The sequence below is a fragment of the Microbacterium sp. STRO-1N genome, assembly GCF_057748015.1.
Genome location: NZ_CM173234.1, coordinates 2,084,164 through 2,101,646, shown reverse-complemented (window position 1 = coordinate 2,101,646; position 17,483 = coordinate 2,084,164). Strand labels below are relative to the sequence as shown.

The 17,483-nt window shown below is 65.7% G+C and carries 24 protein-coding genes; 9 read left to right on the top strand and 15 right to left on the bottom strand.

Translation table 11 applies throughout. The features are described from left to right. The first annotated feature begins 9 nt into the window (after positions 1-9). Together AC3ANJ_RS10085 and AC3ANJ_RS10080 are read left to right on the top strand one after the other, a co-directional pair. Positions 10-921 (top strand): diacylglycerol/lipid kinase family protein, encoded by a 912-nt coding sequence (locus AC3ANJ_RS10085; protein ID WP_488316201.1) that lies wholly within the window; start codon positions 10-12, stop codon positions 919-921. A 34-nt stretch (positions 922-955) separates the two neighbouring features. After that, positions 956-1,465: a GNAT family N-acetyltransferase gene (locus AC3ANJ_RS10080; RefSeq protein WP_488316200.1), complete on the top strand. Its 510-nt coding sequence runs from the start codon at positions 956-958 to the stop codon at positions 1,463-1,465. 11 nt (positions 1,466-1,476) lie between these two features. On the opposite strand, the gene AC3ANJ_RS10075 is transcribed toward AC3ANJ_RS10080, so the two are convergent. After that, positions 1,477-2,166, bottom strand: coding sequence for a haloacid dehalogenase type II (locus AC3ANJ_RS10075; RefSeq protein ID WP_488316199.1), 690 nt, complete (start codon positions 2,164-2,166; stop codon positions 1,477-1,479). Between the two features lie 269 nt (positions 2,167-2,435). Here AC3ANJ_RS10075 and AC3ANJ_RS10070 point away from each other — a divergent pair, with 269 nt between their 5' ends. Continuing rightward, the gene (locus tag AC3ANJ_RS10070) at positions 2,436-3,131 is read left to right on the top strand and encodes a WhiB family transcriptional regulator (RefSeq protein ID WP_488316198.1); all 696 of its coding nucleotides are present in this window, start codon (positions 2,436-2,438) and stop codon (positions 3,129-3,131) included. 9 nt (positions 3,132-3,140) lie between these two features. Here AC3ANJ_RS10070 and AC3ANJ_RS10065 read toward each other — a convergent pair whose 3' ends face one another. The 11 genes from AC3ANJ_RS10065 to AC3ANJ_RS10015 all read right to left on the bottom strand — a co-directional run bounded on the left by AC3ANJ_RS10065 (position 3,141) and on the right by AC3ANJ_RS10015 (position 8,976). Further along, positions 3,141-3,803 (bottom strand): hypothetical protein, encoded by a 663-nt coding sequence (locus AC3ANJ_RS10065; protein WP_488316197.1) that lies wholly within the window; start codon positions 3,801-3,803, stop codon positions 3,141-3,143. A 48-nt stretch (positions 3,804-3,851) separates the two neighbouring features. Beyond that, the gene (locus tag AC3ANJ_RS10060) at positions 3,852-4,049 is read right to left on the bottom strand and encodes a hypothetical protein (RefSeq protein ID WP_488316196.1); all 198 of its coding nucleotides are present in this window, start codon (positions 4,047-4,049) and stop codon (positions 3,852-3,854) included. Positions 4,050-4,116: 67 nt separating this feature from the next. After that, complete coding sequence (locus tag AC3ANJ_RS10055) at positions 4,117-4,425, bottom strand: hypothetical protein (RefSeq protein WP_488316195.1); 309 nt, start codon at positions 4,423-4,425, stop codon at positions 4,117-4,119. A gap of 305 nt (positions 4,426-4,730) precedes the next feature. Then, positions 4,731-5,921, bottom strand: a complete 1,191-nt coding sequence (locus AC3ANJ_RS10050; RefSeq protein ID WP_488316194.1) for a phage major capsid protein — start codon at positions 5,919-5,921, stop codon at positions 4,731-4,733. Positions 5,922-6,206: 285 nt separating this feature from the next. Next, positions 6,207-6,464: a hypothetical protein gene (locus AC3ANJ_RS10045; protein ID WP_488316193.1), complete on the bottom strand. Its 258-nt coding sequence runs from the start codon at positions 6,462-6,464 to the stop codon at positions 6,207-6,209. Next, positions 6,461-7,105, bottom strand: a complete 645-nt coding sequence (locus tag AC3ANJ_RS10040) for a hypothetical protein (RefSeq protein ID WP_488316192.1) — start codon at positions 7,103-7,105, stop codon at positions 6,461-6,463. Before AC3ANJ_RS10040 ends, AC3ANJ_RS10045 begins: the two co-directional genes overlap by 4 nt. A gap of 412 nt (positions 7,106-7,517) precedes the next feature. Further along, positions 7,518-7,811, bottom strand: a complete 294-nt coding sequence (locus AC3ANJ_RS10035) for a helix-turn-helix domain-containing protein (RefSeq protein WP_424937512.1) — start codon at positions 7,809-7,811, stop codon at positions 7,518-7,520. 10 nt (positions 7,812-7,821) lie between these two features. Beyond that, a complete protein-coding gene (locus AC3ANJ_RS10030) occupies positions 7,822-8,160 on the bottom strand; it encodes a hypothetical protein (RefSeq protein WP_488316191.1) in 339 nt (112 codons plus the stop codon). Next, on the bottom strand, positions 8,157-8,585 hold the full coding sequence (locus tag AC3ANJ_RS10025; protein WP_488316190.1) for a hypothetical protein: 429 nt from the start codon (positions 8,583-8,585) through the stop codon (positions 8,157-8,159). The genes AC3ANJ_RS10030 and AC3ANJ_RS10025 overlap by 4 nt, the downstream gene beginning before the upstream one ends. Continuing rightward, positions 8,582-8,797 (bottom strand): hypothetical protein, encoded by a 216-nt coding sequence (locus AC3ANJ_RS10020; RefSeq protein ID WP_488316189.1) that lies wholly within the window; start codon positions 8,795-8,797, stop codon positions 8,582-8,584. Before AC3ANJ_RS10020 ends, AC3ANJ_RS10025 begins: the two co-directional genes overlap by 4 nt. Beyond that, positions 8,794-8,976, bottom strand: a complete 183-nt coding sequence (locus AC3ANJ_RS10015) for a helix-turn-helix transcriptional regulator (RefSeq protein WP_488316188.1) — start codon at positions 8,974-8,976, stop codon at positions 8,794-8,796. The genes AC3ANJ_RS10020 and AC3ANJ_RS10015 overlap by 4 nt, the downstream gene beginning before the upstream one ends. Positions 8,977-9,074: 98 nt before the next feature. Here AC3ANJ_RS10015 and AC3ANJ_RS10010 point away from each other — a divergent pair, with 98 nt between their 5' ends. From AC3ANJ_RS10010 to AC3ANJ_RS10000, 3 genes are read left to right on the top strand one after another with little or no spacing between them, the layout of a single operon-like run. Beyond that, on the top strand, positions 9,075-9,716 hold the full coding sequence (locus AC3ANJ_RS10010; protein ID WP_488316187.1) for a helix-turn-helix domain-containing protein: 642 nt from the start codon (positions 9,075-9,077) through the stop codon (positions 9,714-9,716). Further along, positions 9,691-10,767, top strand: coding sequence for a tyrosine-type recombinase/integrase (locus AC3ANJ_RS10005; RefSeq protein ID WP_488316186.1), 1,077 nt, complete (start codon positions 9,691-9,693; stop codon positions 10,765-10,767). The genes AC3ANJ_RS10010 and AC3ANJ_RS10005 overlap by 26 nt, the downstream gene beginning before the upstream one ends. Continuing rightward, entirely contained in the window at positions 10,764-11,441 is a 678-nt protein-coding gene (locus AC3ANJ_RS10000; protein WP_488316185.1) for a hypothetical protein, read from the top strand. The genes AC3ANJ_RS10005 and AC3ANJ_RS10000 overlap by 4 nt, the downstream gene beginning before the upstream one ends. Before the next feature lie 91 nt (positions 11,442-11,532). On the opposite strand, the gene glnA is transcribed toward AC3ANJ_RS10000, so the two are convergent. After that, a complete protein-coding gene (gene glnA, locus AC3ANJ_RS09995; RefSeq protein WP_406250157.1) occupies positions 11,533-12,957 on the bottom strand; it encodes a type I glutamate--ammonia ligase in 1,425 nt (474 codons plus the stop codon). Positions 12,958-13,078: 121 nt separating this feature from the next. Here glnA and AC3ANJ_RS09990 point away from each other — a divergent pair, with 121 nt between their 5' ends. Continuing rightward, positions 13,079-13,507 (top strand): RDD family protein, encoded by a 429-nt coding sequence (locus AC3ANJ_RS09990; protein ID WP_488316184.1) that lies wholly within the window; start codon positions 13,079-13,081, stop codon positions 13,505-13,507. A gap of 8 nt (positions 13,508-13,515) precedes the next feature. On the opposite strand, the gene AC3ANJ_RS09985 is transcribed toward AC3ANJ_RS09990, so the two are convergent. Beyond that, positions 13,516-13,995: an ATP-dependent zinc protease family protein gene (locus AC3ANJ_RS09985; protein ID WP_406250159.1), complete on the bottom strand. Its 480-nt coding sequence runs from the start codon at positions 13,993-13,995 to the stop codon at positions 13,516-13,518. Between the two features lie 26 nt (positions 13,996-14,021). On the opposite strand from AC3ANJ_RS09985, the gene AC3ANJ_RS09980 reads away from it, so the two are divergent. Further along, positions 14,022-15,206 (top strand): RimK family alpha-L-glutamate ligase, encoded by a 1,185-nt coding sequence (locus AC3ANJ_RS09980; RefSeq protein ID WP_488316183.1) that lies wholly within the window; start codon positions 14,022-14,024, stop codon positions 15,204-15,206. A gap of 58 nt (positions 15,207-15,264) precedes the next feature. On the opposite strand, the gene AC3ANJ_RS09975 is transcribed toward AC3ANJ_RS09980, so the two are convergent. Continuing rightward, positions 15,265-15,975 (bottom strand): DUF4191 family protein, encoded by a 711-nt coding sequence (locus tag AC3ANJ_RS09975; protein ID WP_488316182.1) that lies wholly within the window; start codon positions 15,973-15,975, stop codon positions 15,265-15,267. 159 nt (positions 15,976-16,134) lie between these two features. Here AC3ANJ_RS09975 and AC3ANJ_RS09970 point away from each other — a divergent pair, with 159 nt between their 5' ends. Continuing rightward, positions 16,135-17,481 carry a hypothetical protein gene (locus AC3ANJ_RS09970; protein WP_488316181.1) on the top strand — a complete coding sequence of 449 codons (1,347 nt, stop codon included), beginning with the start codon at positions 16,135-16,137 and terminating at the stop codon, positions 17,479-17,481. The last annotated feature ends 2 nt before the right edge of the window (positions 17,482-17,483 follow it).

Here is a 17,483-nt window from a genome sequence, read left to right as displayed (position 1 = left end):
GCTGAGACCATGAACAAGAAGATCGGCGTCGTCTGGAATCCGTCCAAGGTCGAAGAAGCGGACCTGCGGGAGGCCGTCGATGCGGCGCTCGGCGATCAGACGCAGTGGTGGGAGACCAGCGTCGACGACCCAGGGCGGGGGATGGCGGAGAAAGCGCTGGCAGCGGGATGCGACACGGTGCTCGCGGTCGGAGGCGACGGCACGGTGCGAGCCGTGGCGGAGGCCCTGGCCGGTTCGGATGCCGCGCTCGGCATCGTTCCGCGAGGGACGGGAAATCTGCTGGCGCGCAATCTCGACGTGCCGCTGGACGACATTCCTGCCGCGCTGGAGCGGATCACGGCAGACGATGCCACGCCGATCGATCTCGGCTGGGTCGAGCTCGACGGTGCCGAGCATGCGTTCGCCGTGATGGTCGGATTCGGCGTCGACGCCCAGATGCTTGTCGAGACGGACGACGATCTGAAGGAGCGGGCGGGATGGCTCGCCTATGTCGAGGCCATGGGGCGGGCACTGGCCGGCACCGAGATGACGGGCATCACGCTGACGATCGACGACGACGACGCCCAGGAGGTGCGCGGACACACCATGCTCATCGGGAACTGCGGGATGGTGCAGGGCGGCATCCGCCTGCTGCCGGACGCACGGCTCGACGACGGCCGCCTGGATCTGCTGCTGGTCAGCGCCGACGGCGCGCTGCAGTGGATGGACACGGTGCGCTCGGTGGTGTGGGACAACGGCATCCGGCGGATCTTCGACCGCGAGGCCGTCGCCGTCAGCACGGACTCCACCAGTCACGTGACCGCGGAGCGCATCAGCGTCGAACTGGAGGCGCCGCTGGCCTTCGAGATCGATGGTGAGGAGATCGGCGAGGTCTCGGCGTTCAAGGTCCGCGTCCAGCCGGCCGCGATCAAGGTGCTCTGACGGCGATGTCGTAGTGCCCTGCGAGGATGCGTGGATGGATGAGTTGCGACTGAGACCGTGGTCCGTGGGGGACGCCGATCTGCTCGGCGCCGCGAACAGTCCCGAGATGACGGCGGACCTCAACGGCCCCGAGACCGAGGAGCAGATCGACGAGCGCCATGCGCGTTATCTGCGGCTCGAGGAGAGCGGCGAAGCGAGGGTCTTCGTGATCGAGGATGCCGAGCATCATCGGCTCGGGTCGATCGGATGCTGGTCCACCGAATGGCGCGGCGAACCGGCCCTGGAGTCCGGTTGGTTCGTGCTGCCGGAGGCACAGGGCCACGGTGTCGCCACGCGCGCGCTGTCGATGGTGATCGAGATCGCGCGACGGCAACCCGGACGCGGGCGGTTCCTCACCGCGTTCCCAGCGGTCGCGAATACCGCCTCCAACGGCGTGTGCCGGCGGAACGGCTTCACGCTCATGGGGACGGTCGACGGCGAGTTCCGCGGAGCCGCTCTCACGTTCAACGAGTGGGCCCTCGGACTCGACGCCGTCGGCGACTGACCGTCAGCGGATCAGTAGCGTCGCAGTTGCACCGCCAGGTCCTCGAGATCGACGGCGTGGATGTCGAATCGCTCGCGCGGCACCGGGGGATCGCCGTTCGGGCGCGGCACGTAGGCGGTGCGCATCCCGGCGGCCTTCGCCGCACGGAGATCCCACGCGTGCGCGGCCACCATGATCGGCGGCGCCACGCGCGTCGGGACATCTGCGAGCGCGAGCCGGTACACGGCCGGATCCGGCTTGTAGGCACGGGCATCCTCGGCGGAGAGCAAACCGTGCCATCGCATGCCTGTGCCGGCGCTCAGGCCGGTGAGTACACGTCTACTGGCGTTCGACAGTCCGAAGACGGCATTCTCCGTCGAGAGCGCGCTCATGCCGTCCAGCGTGTCGTCCCAGAGTGAGAGGCGTTCCGAAGCGCCGTCGAGCCGGGCGGGCACGTCGGGGGAGATCAAGCCGATCACTGACAGGTTCGCGAGCGCCTCGGCATCCAGCACTTCACTGGGCACATAGGCACGCTGTCCCGCGGTGATGGCCTGCTCCTGGGAGGTGACGTACTCGAGCCAGCGCCGGACGAGATCGGAGACGGAGCTTGCATCGAGGTCGGTCGCCGCCTCGACCTCGCGCTCGAGGCTTCCGGTCTGATCCACCAGCGTGCCGAGGACGTCGAAGACGAGCGTCGTCCGCTCCGGTGCGTTCTGGCTCATACCGGAGACAATCGGGACTGCAGGCGGTCAATTCCCCGACGTGCGCCCGCTGAGACGCGAGAACCCGCCTCAGCGTGCTGCTGAGGCGGGTTCTCGGTAGGAGCGTTCGGCTGTCGTCAGACGCCGAAGTAGAGCTCGTACTAAATCCGGCTGATTGGCTGGTCATGGTTACCGCCGGGATGCCCGTGATTCCGCGGTTATCGGTGTTGGGGAGTGGTGGCTATGACTGTTGCGAATCGGGACTTCTGCGGACTTTCTGCGGACTCGCGATGATCGACCAGGAGGAGACCTGGCTCAGCTACTCCGAGGCTGCTGCACGGGTGAGGTCGACGAAGCACACCATCCAGCTATGGCGCCGGCAAGGGATGCCGATGTCATGGGCCGTCGACGAGATCGGGCAGCGGTACCGGGTCGTCGAGGAGCAGGTGCTGCTCGCATGGTGGCGTCGGAAGATGCAGGCGTCCCCGGTGCACTTCTACAAGATCCGCAGGGACATGATCGCCCGCGGGGAGACTCCGCCACCCGTCCCGGAGAGGTTCAGGCGGCGCAGCACGCCCGGAATCGTCCAGAACCTCACACCGGTACGTGATTCCTGTACACAACCCGCTTCCGACGTGTCAGGGGGCCACGACACCCCCAACGGGCCAGAATTCACGTCGCCTGCTGTGTTTCCTGAGCTTCCCGAGTTCATTGGGCAGGCAGAGCACGCCGCCCTCATGCGAGCCATGCAGGAGGAGACCCCAGCATGCGACGGCCTCGAGGTATTCACCCGTGACCGGTTCTCGGATCCGGAAGAAGTCGAGATGATGCGCGGCATCTGCCGGGAGTGCCCTCTACTGGACCTGTGCAGGGCGTTCGCGGCTGCCGGGAAGCCGTCAGCTGGCATGTGGGCCGGGATGACGCCGGCGGAGGTGCGACGGATTCCAGACGGATTCCGAGCGGAATCCTCGCCATCTGCCACGTGATCTCGCGACTCAGTACTCGCGCAGCGCCTCGATGCTTTCCCACCCATCGAAGTCCTCTGGAGGCGTCACGGACCATCCCTTATCTCGAAGCACCTGCGCGACCTCTACGGGATAGTCCCGGGCGATCGTGCGGACTTGGAATCGGCGCGCGAGCTCACGACCATCTTCAATCGCGCGCTTCCAACCGTCGAGGTGGTCCACGCCACAATCCTGGATCAGGAACTGGATGAAGTCCTCTACGCCAGGTCGAAATCGGCGCCCTCCGGTTGGAAAGTGCAGCGAGGATAGCGACATCGGAGCGCTTCCCTTCTTGCCTTTTCGGTAGGCGCGGGCGAGCAGGAACGAGAGCGCGCCACGTTCGCCATGGAACTGCCAATGGCTTACCGGAGGGCCCGTCGTCTTCCCCTCGTATTCGAGCCGCGCGATCGGTGATTCTTCGAACTCAGCGAAGAGCGCGATGCGCATCTCGTCGACTCGAAGGAATCCCTCGTAGGAGGCATCAGTGAACATGTAGAACGTCCAGTACGCGAGCGGGACATCATCCACGTAGAGGGGCAATCGCGCTGGCTTCACCGAGCCTTGGTCGTCGACCGCCGAGATCCGAACACGCCCGGTCGTCTCGAACAGCTGAGCACGGATGCTCGGCGCGCCGGGCAACGTGCTGTGAAGCATAGTCTCGAGGCGACTGGCGAACTCCTGCGCTTGCCCGAGGACACTCATTCAGTCGGTGAGGTGGTCTTCACCGAGCAAGTACGCGATCGAGTCGAGTTCGTCTCGTGCCGCCCACTCTCGATCCTGCAGCAGATTCTTTTCGGCACGATCGCGGAAGTCCTCATACGACCGCAAGCCGAGCGAATCAAGGATCGCTGCGAGGCGCTCGCGCAGGTCAGACTCTGTCAGATGGAGTACCGGTGCCATGATCTTGCTCCTCATCCCTTGTACGGATAGTAGACCACTGGCCGCCGACATCGGCCGGTAGCGGCACTCAGTTCCTTGGACGATCGAGCTTGCGGCTGCGGAACTCGTCGAGACTGCTCGGCGCCGACTCAGGCGCATCGCCCTGCGGGGCTGTGACGCTCTGTGGCGCCCTCTCCCGGCCGAGGATGCGTAGCTCACGCATCACGCCGCGGTAGGCGCCCAGAGTGCCGGCAGAGACCCCACCGATGCCGTACGCGTCCAGATCGCGGGCGAGATCCTTCGCCAGCTCGACCCACGGCGCCGCGACGTCGTCCACATCCAGACCACGGGCGCGCAGAGAACGGTTCAACGCGCGGAGGTGACGCTGCGAGCTCATCGGGTGCCTTTCAGTGCCGTTTCAGGCCAGTTACGAGCCAGTTTCAGTGCCCCGATCCCAGCCAATCAGCGGGAACGCGGCACAGGGGTGGTGGAAAAACTCTGAAGGCCCGGGGAGAGAGGAAGCGGCCGAGCGGGAGGTGGGCCGGTGGAGGGGACGTCCCGGGATTGGAACGCCCCCTCCCTGGTTGGACCGGCGACTCATCACAGAGCCGGTCCTGCCGAGACGACTGAGAGTGGGGTCGTGGTTCTCGGCTGCGCCTGGTGGATGAATCTCTAGGTCAACGACACCAGGCGGGTCTGGGGCTACGGGGTGGCGACGAGGTCGGCGACGACGATGCCTTCGGGCTGTTCGATGCTCAGGCCGAAGCGTCCTTCGACGCGTGCTCGGATCTGGTTGTGCGAGAACCCGAAGTCGCCGAGGTGCCAGGCGGTCTCGATACCGAATCGGTCGGTGTCAAGGTTGAGCGCCGACAGGTCCATCGCGAGTGCGGTGCCGACGTCGATGCGGGAGCTTGTGACGACGCGTGTTCCCCACACTCGACGCTCGGCGAGGTTCAGGGCTGAGCCGAGGTCGAAATTGCCCGAGGTGTTGCGCGTCGTCTCGATCTCCTGCCAGTCCAGCGGGTTCAGCAGGTACACGTCGGACGCGAAGCCGGCGGTCTCGAGCTTGGTTGAGGCGGCGCGCAGCGTGATGATCGGTTCGGCAGCGGCTGCCTGCTGCTGAACGCCGGTGGTGTTCATGATGCCGCGGATGTTCTTCCGCGTCTTCCCGTCGAACACGTCGTCCACGCCTGTGCCGTTGAGGATCTGCTCCTCAAGCGCGTCCTTCAGACCCCAGAGCAGGTTCCGCTCGACGAACGTGGCGAGCTGCGCGTTGTCCTTCAGCAGGTACGTATCCACGTACTCGGACAGGTGCGCGACGACCGCGAGGAAGCCAGGATTGTTCGTGATGCTGAGCGTCGACGTGGGCTTCTCAGCACCGGACGGGACGACGGTGGCGTTGTTCGTGAACCCGGTCTGACGGATACCGTCCCACGAGGGGTTCTCGCGCAGGCGGACGCGCAGCAGATCCAGGATCGACGTCGGAAGCTTCTTCGTGTCGATCGGCTCCGTCGAGAACGACGTGCCAGTGACGACCGTGTTGCCGGGAAGCGCCTTGAACCCGCCACGGCTGCGCACCGTGTCTGCGAACTCGCGCGCGGCCTTCTTGCCCCGCTCACCGGTCAGGGTGAGGTACTTGACCTCAGCGTGGGCGTCGTCCTCGTCGTCGCCTTCGCCCCGGCCGAACTCGACCAGATCAGCGAGAGCCTTCTCCGACGTTTCGACACGGAGCTTCTTCTCCTCCAGGTCGATGATCTGACTCTGGTTCGCCATCAGGTCGTCCGACTCCTTCTTGGTGAGCTCACGGTCGGCGCCCTGCGCGCTGCCCATGATCGAACGGTTCTTCTTCTTCAGGTCGAGGATCTGCTCTTCGAGCGACTTCGTACCGGTCATGATGTGTCTCTTTCTGAGTGTGTGCGAGTACCCCGAACCGCCGTATGGCCGGGGGTGAATGTCGCGACGGTGGAGAGATCTCGAACACGTTCCCCCGCAGGGGTGCTCGTGGAGTCCTCGGAATCCTGGTCACTCACGGTCGAGCCGATCCTGTCGTTTCGCCGGCCGACCCCCGCGGGGATCTTCTGAGCCTTGTCCCCGCGGGGATCCTCGGTCTCGCGCCGGGCGACTCGCATTGCGTCTCGCCGTTGTGACCATTCTACGATGCTGTGCTTGGCGATGTGCTCACTCTGATGGCGAGTCGCTGATCGTTTCGACCTCCAGGCCGACCATCAGCTGTTGTAACCACGCCTGACCCCCCGGAGCCGATCTGAGCAGCTCTGCGGCTGTTGCAGCGAGCGAGAGGAGCACCGGCAGCGTGCGGCCTGTACAGGCCAACAGAGCGGCGTTCAGCCCATCGCCGTCGTCGTGTAGACACGCGTCGACGATGCGCAGCGCCAGGAGAGTGATCTCAGGGTCGTCCGTCCGGTCGTGCTCGCTCATGCCGCCCTCCACAGCGTGCCGTCTGCCGGCAGGTCGAGTCGGTACGGCTGCCCGTCCAGCCGTTGCACCAGAGCATCCGGACCGTACAGCGCCATGGCGATCGCTTTTCCCGGCGAATCGGGCAGTGCCCTTACCGGGGTCACCGGGATCGATGTGACGATAGGGCCGTGGTCGCGGATCGCCGTGATCCGAGCTGGGTCGACGATCCACTCGTAGTCGTTGAGGACGGCGAGCACGTCGGCGGGGTCGACGAGCGCGGAGAACAACCTGGCATTGTCGTGCTTGACGCTCGCGGAGGCCTCTCCACCAGGTGCGTACTTGAGTGCCGCCGACACCAGCGGGGTCCACGACACTCTGTGCAGACGATCCGGGTCGCTCACCCGGAAGATCATCGTTGCTTCCCGTGGACGTGTGTCCGCGAACGACACCAGCTGCAGCATCCTGGCAGTCCCGGCGAGGACGGCGCCGATCTGTGTAGCCCGGAAGAAACCGAACGATCGGAATTCCCGTACCCACTCCGCCGCCGGCTTCTGCCCGCTCGGCGCCGGGATCTGGACCGTCTGAATCCCGTTCGCGAGCTCGAGCGCCCGCTCCTCGCGGGCCGAGAGCCCGGGAGCCGTGGCGATCCCCTGGTCAGTCATGATCGTTCTCCTGCTCTGCCGCGTATGCGGCGTGAATCGATCGCGCGAACCACACGCGCGTACTTGAGTTGCGCTGGGCCCCGAGCAATCCACCTCGACGACGTCGGCCGGCGGACGAACGCGACCGCCCTGCCACCTCGCCCTCATCAGCCGGTAGTAGACCCGGCCATGCTGGTCCGCGAGGTGCGCGGGTACCTGCTGCCGTGCACCCGAGGTGAGATCGCCTTGAGCCTCCTCGCCGGAGGGGCATCGAGCAGCAAGCTGCCCGATCCACGATGAGCATCTGTGACTGCTCTGAAGCTCGGAAGACCCGTCACCGTGAGAGGTTCTTACTTCAGGACTACGGGGTGGTCCATACGCCCGATCCCGGTTTGGCATACCCAGTGGCCCATAATCGACCCCGAAGTATGGACTACCCAGTGGCCCATAACTCGCCCTTGAACTTGACGAGATACTTCGCAGAATTCCCGCTGCCCTGAGCGCCCGGATCGAGCTGCTGAATGATGCCTTTGTCGAGCAGTGCTGTGAGTGCCTTCTGGACACCTGAGCGCTGCATCCCCGTCTCCTCGGCGATCGTGCGCTGACTTGGCCAGGAGACCCCTGTGGCGTCGGCGTGGCTCCTGAGGCAGAGCAGCACGAGGCTCTGCCCTGGCGTGGTGGGGAGGTCCGCGAGCACTCTGCTCCGGAGCATCCGGTCGGCTGGCATGCGCGCCACATCACACTCCTCCCTCACGCTCGCGGAGCGCTTCGTCGACGGACGCAGGGCGCCGCAGCTCTCGACTCTCACGCTCAGCCTTGAGCCGTGCCGCGCGGGCGGTCGGGGTGTGCTGGGTGAGCAGCTCAGCCTGCGCCTTGTACCAGTGCCGCACGGCCTCGTAGAGCTCCGGGTCGAGCACTGTGCGGCCGTTCTCCTCCGCGAGCATCATCCGGCCGCTCTGAGCCTCCTCGACGTCCACCATCTCCCGGACGAGACTGTCGCGCATGAGCGGGCCGACGTCGAGCCGCAGTAGATGGATGGGTATCCAGTTGCTGCGTGGGTACGTGCCGGCGCTCATTCCGGCACCGCCACATCGTGCAGGGCCAGAAACTCCCTGATCGCAGTGCGTGCTCGCAGCAGCTCGTCGATCCCGCCGGAGATCTCCTCGTCGACCGCCTCGGGTCCGAAGGACCAGTCGATGTTGTCAGGCAGCGTGAACGACCACCGAGCCTGATCGTCGTAATCCGATACTTCGTACCGGGTGATGAGAATCTCGCGCGGCTCGCCGCCGGCGTACTCTCCGATGCGGACCTCCGCGAAGTGCGCGCCGTCCGATTCGGGGAACAACGCGTCGTGGCCGCGGCACCAGGAGTAGATCGAGCACGGCCACTCGGATACGCTGTCCGTGTTCGGGTTCTCCTCTGGGATGGGGCAGGAAACGATCTCGCCCCTGTCGGCCGGTGCAACGGCCACGGGGGCATTCTTTTGCTCGGTCATGGTCACGACTTCCTCCGCATCGGCGTGATGTTGTTCTGCTTGTGCACGCACAGCTCGCCGTCAGCCCACGCCTCGGCGCAGTCCTCACGCACCGACCAGCGACCACCCTTGGTCATCTGCGTCCCATGCAGGGTCCCGGCCTCGAGCGCCTTTCGGATGGTGACTGGATGCCGGCCGACAGCTTCGGCGATCTGGTCGACCTTTAGCTGGCGGATCATGCCGACTCCTCGAAGGCGGCGGCGATGTACGCCTCAAGGTCGGACTCCCGGAACACGATCCGGCCCGCGATCTTCGCGTGTTTCGGTGCTGTGCCCTGCGTGATCATCCACCGCAGCTGTGCTGGCGATCGACGCAGCATCTCTGCTACCTCGCCTACGAAAAGCAACTTCTCTGCCATCTTCCATCTCCTATCAGAAAGCCCGATGCGGTATCGGCGATCCCGATGGTACATCAGAATTCACAGTGCGCAATCACTTTTCCCGATACAGTGTCGACATGACCACGAATGATGAGCGGATCGGCGATCATGTGCGACGTGCGCGCGGAGAGCTCTCGCAGAAGGCGCTAGCCGAGCAGATGAAGGCCGCAGGATGGAAGTGGTCGCAGCCGACCGTGGCTGCGATCGAAAGCGGAGAACGGCCCCTCAAGCTCGCAGAGGCAGCGGTCCTAGCCGAGGTTCTCAAGGTGCCGCTGAACGAACTCCTGCCCGATGCCGTGGCCGATGTAAGGGAGCAACTGACGAGGTCGTGGGGTGCCGTGCAACGCCACACCGACGAGGCTCTGTACAAGCTGACCGCTCTCGCAGGTCACCTCGATCACTTCGCGACGCTCATCGAACAGCATCCGGAGGTGGCGAATGAGATTTGGGGCGACGAAGGCGAGAACGACTGGTCGAAGTGGGTTCGATGGACGGTGTCGAGTTTGACGAGATACTCACCCGAGCGCGTCGTTGCCGTCTCGGAAACGCGGCGCGCGGATCTCGTGGAAGCGCTCGAGGCGGTCGCCCGCGGGGTCGTCACGAAGTCGGCCGCAGCCGGTGCGGTCCCGGGCCGCGATGACGTCATCTTCCCCGGCCTGTTGTTCGAGGTCCGCGACGATGGGGAGTCGGACGATGGCGAGTATCAAGCAACGTCCTGACGGCGTCTGGCGGGCCCGCTACCGCGACGACGCCGGCAAGGAGCACGCGAAGCACTTCAAGCTGAAGCGCGACGGTGAGGCGTGGTTGCTCGAGCAGGGCGCCGCGCTCGCGAACGGGACACACGTCGACCCGACGAAAGCTCGGACGACCGTGGGGGAGTGGGCCGATACCTGGTTGGAGGGCTACGCGCGGAACCGGGCGTCGACAGTCCGACAAGCGCGCGTGCACATCAACGTCATCAAGGATGATCTCGGCTCCCGGCCACTGCGCTCCGTGCGCCCGTCTGAGGTCCGCTCTTGGGTTGTGCAGCTCGCAGGCCGCGGGTACGCCGATTCATACGTCTACGCGCTCCACAGCCGCCTCTCGCAACTGTTCTCCGACGCTCAGCACGACGGGCTCGTTGCGAAGAACCCGTGCTCGAGGCGCACCTCACCGAAGGGCCCGAAGCAGCGGCCGTACGTCGCGACCACAGAGCAGGTATGGGCTCTCCACGACGCCCTGCCCGAGCACTTCCGGCCCGTCGTGCTACTCGGGGCGTTCGCAGGGCTCCGCGTCTCCGAGATCGCGGCGCTGCGGACGGTCGACGTCGACTTCATGCGCGGGATCATCACCCCGGCAATCCAGTACCCGGCCGAGGAACTCAAGACCGAGATGAGCAAGCTGCCCATCCCGATTCCTGCGGACCTTGCCATCATGCTCAACGCCAACCCGGTCAAGTGGAAGAGCAGCACAATCGTTGTAGGAGCGTTCGGACGCCCCGTCGCGCCGTACACCATCGAAACGGCATTCAAAGACGCCAGAGGAGCCGTGGAGGGCCTCCCAGAGGGCTTCCGCATCCACGACCTCCGGCACTACTTCGCAAGCCTGCTCATCGCAGCCGGCCTCGACATCAAGACCGTGCAAGCACGACTCCGGCACGCCTCCGCGAAGACCACTCTCGACACCTACGGGCACATGTGGCCCGACCGAGACGAATCCTCCCGAGCTGCAGTCGCCCTCGCCCTTCGTCGCTCCGATACCAGAACCCGGAAGATCGAGGAGAGCTCATGACCATCCTGATGTTCAACGAAGACGAGACGTCCGTCCTCATCGTCACCGACACGCTCGCGACTTCGGACACCGGGGAAGCGTTCATGTTCCAGTCCAAGGCCTGGCATCTGCCGCATTTCAACATGGCCATAGCGGTCACCGGGACAGCGAATCTCGGAGCCGAATGGAATCAGTACCTCCGCACATCTGCGGTCGCTCAGCACATCAGGATGATCGATACATTCGCACCTGAAGCGCTGCGTGGCCTGTGGCGAGACATCCAGGAGGAGTATGGAGTTTCGGGGACGGCGACGATCTATCACTTCGGGTTTGAGCCCGGTTCAGACGACATCGTTCGCTACGTCTACCGGTCCCAGAGAAACTTCGAATCGGAACGCACTGAGGGGACGGGGTTCGGGGTGAAGCCTGCCCCAGAAACCTTCGAGCTTGTGGCGCCTAGCGGCATCGACGAGATGATCGAGCTCGCGACGCGTATCCGCGACGAGAACGACAGCGGCAAGACCGAGACCCGCATCGATATTGGTGGCGAGTTGCACGCGCTCTTCGTCAAGGATCGCTTTGCGCAGAGCGCCGTGGTGCACCGTTTCTCGGACTATGACGACCAGTGGCGCGAAATGATTCTGCGCCTCAATCGGGAGCAGGCTGAGGACGAGTTGTTCCCCCGACGCACGTAAAGAGCCCGTCCCAGCATCGCGCTGAGACGGGCTCCCTTTCAGATTCTGCGGACTACCTGCGGACTAGCGCCCGGAATGCCGCGTCATCTAGCTACACTCCGAAGTAGAGCTCGTACTCGAACGGGTGCGGACGCTGCGCGATCGGCAGGATCTCGTTCTCGATCTTGTACGAGATCCAGGTCTCGATGAGCTCCTCGGTGAACACGCCGCCCTCGAGGAGGAACTGGTGGTCCTCACGCAGAGCGTCCAGCGAGTCCAGCAGCGAGTTCGGGACCTGAGGGATGTTCTTGGCCTCCTCCGGGGGAAGCTCGTACAGGTCCTTGTCGACCGGCTCATGCGGCTCGATGCGGTTCTTGATGCCGTCCAGGCCCGCCATCAGCTGCGCGGCGAAGGCGAGGTACGGGTTGCCCGAAGCATCCGGAGCGCGGAACTCGATGCGCTTGGCCTTCGGGTTCGAGCCGGTGATCGGGATGCGGATCGCGGCGGAGCGGTTGCCTGCCGAGTAGACCAGGTTGACCGGTGCCTCGAAGCCCTTGACCAGACGGTGGTAGCTGTTCAGGGTCGGGTTGGTGAAGGCGAGCAGCGCCGGAGCGTGCGCGAGGATGCCACCGATGTACCAGCGCGCGATGTCGCTGAGCTGGCCGTAGCCGGCCTCGTCGTAGAACAGCGGCTTGCCGTCGGCCCACAGCGACTGGTGCGTGTGCATGCCCGAGCCGTTGTCACCGTAGAGCGGCTTGGGCATGAAGGTCGCGACCTTGCCCCACTCCTCGGCGGTGTTCTTGACGATGTACTTGAACTTCAGGATGTCATCGGCCGCGTGCACCATGGTGTCGAAGCGGTAGTTGATCTCCTGCTGACCAGCGGTGCCGACCTCGTGGTGCGAACGCTCGAGGATGAAGCCCGCGTCGATGAGCTTGAGCGTGATGTCGTCACGGAGGTCAGCCGTCTTGTCGACGGGGGAGACGGGGAAGTACCCGCCCTTGTACGGCGTCTTGTTGCCGAGGTTTCCGCCCTCTTCCTCGCGACCGGTGTTCCACGCGGCCTCTTCGGAGTCGACCTTGTAGAAGCTCTCGCCGGCGGTGACCGAGTAGCGGACGTCGTCGAAGATGTAGAACTCGGCCTCGGGGGCGAAGAACGCGGTGTCGGCGATCCCGGTCGAGGAGAGGTACTTCTCCGCCTTCTTGGCGACCTGACGCGGGTCCTTCGAGTAGATCTCGCCGGTGCGCGGGTTGTAGATGTCGAAGAGCATCACCAGCGTCTTGGCCTCGCGGAACGGGTCGAGGTACGCCGTCGAGACATCGGGGATGAGCTGCATGTCGGACTCGTGGATCGACGCGAAGCCGCGGATCGAGGAGCCGTCGAACAGCTGACCGTTCGTGAAGAAGTCCTCGTCGACCGTCGACGCGGGGATGTTGAAGTGCTGCTGAACGCCGGGCAGATCGGTGAAGCGGATGTCAAGGAACTTGACGTCGTTCTCCTTGATGTAGCTCAGCACCTCGGATGAATCAGTGAACATGTATCACTCCTGATGACGCGGGTTGGGGACCAGAGGTCTTCGTGAAGGCTAGGGTGGCGGGGTTTCTCTGCCGTGTCCTGAATGTTTCCGGCATGTTACGGCGGCTCAGTAGAATCAGGGGGTGACGGATGCTGCGAACACCTACCCTGGCGAACGACTGGGGCTTCCCGAAGCCGGATCCGGCAGCATCGGACGCGTCGGGCGGCGCATCGCGGCTCTTGTGATCGACTATGCGGCGGCGACCATCCTCGCCACGGCCTTCCTCGGCTACCGGCAGTTCGATCTTCCTGCCGAGGCGGGCATGACGATGTTCACGCCCATGATCGTCTTCGCGGTGCTGCAGATCGTCTTCATCCCCACACTCGGTGGGAGCCCCGGTCACCGCATCGTCGGGTTGCGGGTGGTCCGAGCCGACGGCGCGTGGCCCGGCCTGTGGCGTCCGATCGTCCGGACGCTTCTGCTGGTCGTGGTGGTTCCGGCGGCCATCTGGGACCAGGATCAGCGCGGGCTGCATGACAAGGCCGCTGGAACGATCCTGCTGCGCGCCTGACACCGCGATCAACTGCGCCCGCGGTTGCGCCGGCGCATCTCCTTCGGCGCGCGGCCACCAAGGAACGATCGCGCCGGGTCGATCACGAAGCCGCGGCGCAGCGCCTCGCGTCCGATCAGCATCCGGAAGCCCATCTCGTCGCGATTGCTCAACGTGACCTCCGAGACGACCAGCCGATCGACGAGGCGGATCGCGAGCAGCACGACGAGCCGATCCTGCTGGTGGCCGGACGAGCTGCGCACCCGCCGTCGGTCGTGGATTGGGCACTCGACGGTCGTGCTGTCCTCCTGGCTCTCCTGCCAGGGCTTCACCCGGAACCGCACCCACGCCTCGCCCTCGCGTTCGAACTCCTCGACATCGAAGGCGTGCAGAGAGGAGGTGCGTGCACCGGTGTCGATCTTCGCCTTGATCCAGTCGACGCCCGCATCCGGCAGGCTGACCCATTCACGCCACCCCGTGAGGGTGTTTGAATGGGGTGTCCGACTCATGATCTACATCCTGGCAGGAAATCCCCGTGAAGCTCGCCGTCCTCTCCCGTGCGCCGCACGCCTACTCGACACAGCGGCTGCGTACGGCTGCTCTGCAGCGTGGGCACGAGGTGAAAGTGCTCAACACCCTGCGCTTCGCGATCGACCTCACCGAGGACGAACCGGATCTGCAGTACCGGGGGCGCCCGCTCAGCGACTATGACGCGATCCTGCCCCGGATCGGCAATTCGATCACCTATTTCGGCACGGCCGTCGTCCGTCAGTTCGAGCAGATGGACGTCTACACGCCGAACACGGCGAACGGCATCTCCCAGGCGAGGGACAAGCTGCGCGCCAACCAGATCCTGTCCCGCCACAACATCGCGATGCCGGCCACTGCTTTCGTGCGCAACCGTGCGGACGTGCGGCCCGCGATCGAACTGGTCGGCGGTGCTCCCGTCGTCATCAAGCTCCTCGAGGGCACGCAGGGGATCGGGGTCATCCTCGCGCCGCAGGTCAAGGTCGCCGAGGCGATCATCGAGACGCTGCACTCCACCAAGCAGAACGTCCTCATCCAGAAGTTCGTCGCCGAGAGCCGCGGACGCGACATCCGTGCGCTGGTCGTCGGCGATCGGGTCGTCGCGGCGATGCGCCGTGTGGCCGCCGGGGATGAGTTCCGTTCGAACGTGCACCGCGGCGGTACCGTCGAACCGGTCGAACTCGACCCGATCTACGAGCAGACGGCGGTGCGATCGGCGCAGATCATGGGCCTGCGCGTCGCCGGTGTCGACATGCTCGAAGGCGACGACGGACCGCTCGTGATGGAGGTGAACTCCTCGCCGGGGCTGCAGGGCATCGAGCAGGCGACGAACCTCGATGTCGCCGGCGCCATCATCGACTACATCGCCGGTCAGGTCGCATTCCCCGAGATCGACGTGCGTCAGCGACTGAGCGTGTCCACGGGGTACGGTGTCGCCGAACTGGTCATGCACGCCGGAGCCGAGCAGGTCGGCAAGCAGCTGGGGGAGCTGGGGCTGTGGGATCGCGACATCACGGCGCTCACCCTGCACCGCGGGGTGACGGTCATCCCCAACCCGCGCAAGCACGTCGTCCTGGAGGCGGGTGATCGGCTGCTCTGCTTCGGCAAGCTCGAGGAGATGCGCTCGATGATCCCGGAGCGCCGGCGGCGGCGGGCGAAGGTGCGGCGTCTGCCGAAGGATGCCCGCAGCTGAACGGAAAGCGCCTCTGCTCCCGATGGGAGCAGAGGCGCTTCGACGTGATCGCTGCGTATCAGCGCGGACGCTGCGCCCGAGCCTTCATCGGGTCGACGCCCTTCGGAATCGGCAACGAGGTGACCGACTGCGACACAGAATCGATCCGGCGGATGACCGCAGCCATCGTCGTCTTGTCGATGGCCTTCGGAAGCTTCTTGATGGTCTTGGAGAGATCGGCGATCGCGACCTCGTCTTCGCCGTGCCCCACGTAGAGGACGGTGACCGGAACCCCGTGGGCCACGCGCTGCGCCTTCGTGCGCTCCTCGTTCACGAGACGGGTCAGACGTCCTCGTGCTCCTTCGCCCACGACGACGATGCCGCCGCGGCCGACCGCGCGGTACACGGCCTCCTGCGTCTTCGGGTTGATGCCGACGGGAGTGTCGGATGCCTGCCAGTTGCGACCGAGGCTGGTGCTCAGCACGTGGCCCGAGGCACCGGGCATGCCGTCGATCTTGGCGTACATCGCCTTGGTGGACATGCGCGTCATCAGCATCAGCGCACCGAGGACACCGACCATGAGACCCGTGATGGCCCACAGCACGAGCGTCCACACCTGGAACGGCGGGATCAGGTAGCCGACGACCAGACCGAGCAGGATGCCGACCACGAGGATCGCGATCTGGGCCCAGGGGAGCCATGAGTACACTTCGCGTGTGAACCGGAAGAGGGACTTGAGCTGGGAGAAGAACCCAGGACGCTTCTCGGGTTCGGGATCACGCTTTGCCATGCGTATAAGACTACCGAGTCGGCGTGTGCGCCTGTGACGCGTTCGCGGCGGGCGCACTCGCCCTGCACGGCGGGGATGCCCGGGCGAGTTCTCCCCAGCTCTGCGCGATCACGGCGGCGGCGTCTCCGCCTGCGGGGCGCGATGTGGTGCCCTCTTCCCATGAGGATGCCCCAGGAGGACAGCGTGCTGGTCCCGGGTGTGCACCGGTCGATCCGATCCCTCGCAGCGGGAGAGGGTCCTTGGCCGGGCACGCTCGTCACCGACGGCGAGGATGTCGGAGTGTGGTGCGAAATCGACAGCGGCGAGTGCTCGATCGATTGGCGCTTTACCGGGTCGGCCCATGTCGCCGCGCCCACCGATGTCGCGCGCTCCTCGACCGGCCACGGTGCCCTCATGCCATGGTGCACGACGCGGGTGGCGACGTTCCTCGCCCGCCGGTCCGTGGCGACGGTCCCGCTCGAGCCCGGCGAGTGGGGAACTCTGGTGCTGAGCCTGCTGCGCGGGCTGCGTGAGATCGCGGACCGCGCTGAACCGGAGTTCGCGGGGCAATGGTGGCTGACGGACGCGGGACGCCCGCTGTGCGCGCCGGGCGGCACGACCCCCGCACGCGCAGGAGTGGTCGACATCCTCGGCACCGCGCAGACGCAGTGCCCGGACCGCGCACTGCGTCGGATTCTGCTGGGCATCCAGGAGTCCGTGGCGGACGCCGTGCCGACGAGCGCACGGGTGCGAGCCTGGGAGCGCGAGCTTCTGGACTTCGCCGCGCCGCGCCCGCTTCGGCTGGATGAGCATCCGCCTCGGACGACGGCGGATCCATCCATCGCGACCATCAGAGCAGGAGCACTGGAGTCCCCGCAGCGACGACGCGTGCGTACGCGCAGCCGTACTCTCCGATCGTGGTGCGCGCAGTTGCTGGTCCGGGTGCGGGCACTGATGCGCCGGCGCGAGCGCGGTCGCACGCCATCCGGTCGAACCGCCATCGGTCGCGAGCAGACGCCGGTCCGGTCGCGTCGACGCGTGGCATTGGTCGCGACAGCGGCAGCCGCCGCGGTGCTCTGCGCCGGTCTGCTGTGGCCCGGTGATGAGCCGATGCCCTCTCAGGCTGCCGAGGAGGCGATTCGCGCGTCCTCGAAGCAGGGCACGTCGACGCCATCGGCGACGACAGGGGATGTCGAAGCCGGCGCCTCGCCGGAAGGCAGCAGTTCGGGTGAAGACGATCCATCGGCATCGGCGACCGCAGTGCTGGACGCGCTGGACGACTGCGTTGCCGTGGCGGACGACACGTGCCGGGCGGCGATCGCGGCGGACTCGACCGCACGAGCCCAGGACGTGCTCCGCTCGGATGCCGCCGGTGAGCCGGCTCTGGTGGATGACTACGGCGACCTGGCGGTGATCAGGCTCGGGACGGATGCCTCGGGCGAGCAGATGCTCGTGCTGGTGCGCCAGAACGAGAAATGGCTGGTCCGCGACGTCTATGACGTCGCGGACCAGCCAGCGAGCGGTTGAGA